The sequence below is a fragment of the Pseudoalteromonas sp. SG44-1 genome, assembly GCF_014164315.1.
GTDB classification, from domain to species: domain Bacteria; phylum Pseudomonadota; class Gammaproteobacteria; order Enterobacterales; family Alteromonadaceae; genus Pseudoalteromonas; species Pseudoalteromonas rhizosphaerae.
The window spans coordinates 1-3,497 of record NZ_JACJEW010000119.1 but is presented as its reverse complement, the minus strand read 5'-3'; the positions used below and the strand labels follow the sequence as shown (position 1 = coordinate 3,497).

At 35.7% G+C, this 3,497-nt stretch carries 3 protein-coding genes; 1 reads left to right on the top strand and 2 read right to left on the bottom strand.

All coding sequences use genetic code 11. The features are described from left to right. The first annotated feature begins 432 nt into the window (after nucleotides 1-432). Complete coding sequence (locus tag H5187_RS22860) at nucleotides 433-1,386, top strand: IS110 family transposase (RefSeq protein WP_182719730.1); 954 nt, start codon at nucleotides 433-435, stop codon at nucleotides 1,384-1,386. A gap of 512 nt (nucleotides 1,387-1,898) precedes the next feature. On the opposite strand, the gene H5187_RS22855 is transcribed toward H5187_RS22860, so the two are convergent. After that, complete coding sequence (locus H5187_RS22855; RefSeq protein WP_182719713.1) at nucleotides 1,899-2,642, bottom strand: hypothetical protein; 744 nt, start codon at nucleotides 2,640-2,642, stop codon at nucleotides 1,899-1,901. A gap of 196 nt (nucleotides 2,643-2,838) precedes the next feature. Continuing rightward, the gene (locus H5187_RS22850) at nucleotides 2,839-3,354 is read right to left on the bottom strand and encodes a hypothetical protein (protein ID WP_182798409.1); all 516 of its coding nucleotides are present in this window, start codon (nucleotides 3,352-3,354) and stop codon (nucleotides 2,839-2,841) included. Between the last annotated feature and the right edge of the window lie 143 nt (nucleotides 3,355-3,497).

Here is a 3,497-nt window from a genome sequence, read left to right as displayed (position 1 = left end):
ATTTACCGTGGGTGAATAATATCTATTAGATCACAGCGGACAGGTAGATTCAAGGTTAGAAAACAATCAAGCCGAATATGTAAAATCAGTTCCTAGAAAGAGTAATTCTACAGCCTCAACGCCCACTTAAGCGGACAAAAATTGTTGGTTATAATGTGGAGCGAAGCGGAACCTAACCAACTGTTTTTGTTCCGTTTGAAGTGCTTGTATGGATAATAAACCCATAAATTAATTATTATTTTAACCTAGTTCGGGTAATGTGAGGCCCAAGCTTTGGCTGCAACCAAAGTCTTTTATACAGTAGTTCGATTGATTGAAGGCTCCTCTATTGAGAGACCGGTAACAAGTAAGAACGCTGTATAAACTCCAAGCATTAAACTCGGATAGTCAACTGGGCCTCGAGCCCGAATAGCAAGGCAGAGTCAGCTTATTATGAATACACTAAATAATCAAAACGAAATTAACGTCGGCGTCGATACTGGCAAAACACAACTCGACATTTATATCAGACCATTAGACATCTACTTCACCGTAGAAAACAATCAAAGTGGTATTAAACACGCTATACAAATATTAAAAAAACACCCAGTAACGCGTGTCACTATTGAAGCAACCGGACGTCTTGAGCAACCTTTTATTATAGCCTGCGCTGAGGCGAATATTCCCTTCGTAGTTGCTAATCCAGTAAACATTAAACGCTTCGCAGGGGCTATCGGCCAAAAAGCAAAAACAGATAAACTTGATGCACAACTCATTGCTCATTTTGGTGAAGCAATAAAGCCGCCTCTATCTTCTTTAAAGCCAGACCAAATGCGCTTAATGAGCGATTTACTCTCGAGAAGACGGCAGTTAATGGATATGCAAACGATGGAGAAAAACCGCTCTCAAATAATGCCAAAAACAATATCATCACTAATAAAACCTATCTTAACTGCACTGAAAAATCAGATAGAAAAAGTAGATTTAAAACTACAAAAACTCATTAAAGAATGTGACGAATACGAAGCAAAAAATAACATTATTCAAAGCGTACCAGGTGTTGGAAATGTTGTCGCATTTAACCTTCTTAGCGACATGCCTGAGCTTGGTTATGTAAACAACAAAGAAGCTGCATCTTTAGTTGGCGTAGCACCATTTAATCGTGAAAGTGGAGTTTATCAAGGCAAGCGAATGATACGTGGAGGACGGCCCAAAATTAGAACCGCAATGTATATGGCAATGATGTCAGCTATCCAATGCAACCCTAAATTTAAAGAAATTTACCAACGAATGGTTGCAGCAGGAAAACCTAAAAAAGTAGCCATCATTGCGTGTATACGAAAGCTGGTAGTGATAATAAATTCAATGGTGAGAGATGGTGTAATGTGGGATCCTGAAATGGTTTAAAATTAGGAATTGACACCATAGTCACTTGTTATATGCCTGCACCACCATGCAGGATAATTTCATTCTCGTTGCTATTTAATAGTTACAAAAAACTATCAGAGAACTATTTTACTTTATGGTTTCTTAGTTGGTGTTCACCCAATATTTTTCGAATTTATTCTTCTCTGTAATGGTATATGGATAATCGGCTAATTTTAAATAAACACCAATAATTCATTTATTTTAGTAGGTAAAAGTACATAACATCTAATTAAAAATGTTTCTAAGTATTCACTGCTGTTAGATTTAGACCCTAATAATTTTACTTTTCCAACCATTTCAGATGCAAGTTGTTTAAGGTTTGGACTAAACTTCGTTATTTCATCTATGTTAAACCATGCCTCCCCAAAACCTGAAAAAGCATTTAAATTCAGTTTACCTATGAAAACGACCGCATAATAGTCAAGATTTAAAAAATTTCTCGTTTTTAAGAAAGAATGCAAATTATGAGTTTACCACATAGGAGACGCTTATTATTGAGGTGATTCTGGTTCTCCTACTATTTTTTGTAATATAATGCTAGCTACAATACTCGCCATGATCGGCCACCAAATAAATGCATATATTGCGTAAACGTGTAGACAAAGATAAGCAATAGACGTAGTGATGTGAAATGTAGTGACTATAATAGAATCATTACTATCTTTAGTAATTAACCTCCCTAGTATCGAACATAGCCCAAGTAAAACCAGAAACCCTGCAATTGGATAGATAAGATAATTTAAAATGTCTAGTGTTGGATAGATAAGATCGTGTAAAATTTCCATTTTTGCATTGTTCCATCCCTTGAGCGAGAAATAGCTATATAAATCTATAAGAATAGCGACCAGAAAACCACCAGTTAATATAAATACCACTGGGTTTTTGAATATATTTGATTCTTCCCCCATTTCTGCACCTCCATAAAGGTAATTTGAGGTAATATCTTTGCCACAATCCTTAATTTCATAATCATACCTGCCAGCCTCTACGTTAATAGCAGAACCATTTTCATTCATTTCTTGGAGTTTTTGATAGCTATCTGTTTGTACTTTCTTCAATTCGTCACGATGGGTCATATTTGTTTTTGAAATAACTACATGATAAATATCTTTAGTAGAAATAAGTTCATTATTCACGATGACTTTACCTCTTTTAAAAGGTTCGATAAAATCGTCCCTTACTTGCACTTCTGACAAATCTTTAAATATACACTTCCAAGAATTATCATTTTTCATTTTTAACACTATGTGAAACTTACTCAAGAGTAATACCTGTGCCATAAACGCTCAGAATGAACTTGGATTTGGTCATGTAAAACTGTAACCGATTTCTCTGTATATTTCATATATCCACCAAACCCTATATTGCATATAACGCCCCAATAAGCCGACGCAATGAGCGCAGCGAGTTGAGGTCGGATTGATTGGATTGTTAGCAGTTGATTGCTTGTACAATATTTTCTGTAACCTTTTTAAAATTTATTTCTGAAGTCTTAATCGCTTTACCATTTACTAATGGTGTAGGCGGTTTAATTTTGACATTGTCACGCTCGTATATCTGTGGTGCCTCAACGAAGAGGTAGTATTGGTCGTACTTCTTACAACTAAATAGCCCAATACCGCTGCAAACTTCTTTGATACGCTCATCTTTGATTAGTGGCTCAGCAATTATATTTTCAGTTAAACCTGATACTTCCACTGACATCGAAGAATCATACCATTCAACTGTACCCCCTTCGGGAACGACTAATGATAGATAAACAGCCCTAGCATTTAACAAAACTTTGAACTTAGTCGCTGGGTCGTCGTAAATGAAATTTAAAGGAATTTGACCGCATCCATCTTTTGAAGCTTTTCCAAACTCTCCCTCCGGTTTCATAAAAGTAATTTCATGAACTGCGCATCCAACCGTGAGATGTAGAAGAAATAAAATAGTTAAAATACGCAAGTCGGCTCCTTTAGACTGCTAACGAGGCTGTAGAATAACTCGTTTTTAATTTATTTTTATTGATGCATTAACCATAGCTGAGTTCCTATTTTGATTCAATCGGTTACTTCGATTTTACGTGAAATATAAAAAGAGGATTTACT

Excerpts from the sequence above, each read along its gene's own strand:
- H5187_RS22855 (WP_182719713.1), bottom strand. The coding sequence starts at position 2,642 with ATGAAAAATGATAATTCTTGGAAGTGTATATTTAAAGATTTGTCAGAA.
- H5187_RS22860 (WP_182719730.1), top strand. The coding sequence starts at position 433 with ATGAATACACTAAATAATCAAAACGAAATTAACGTCGGCGTCGATACT.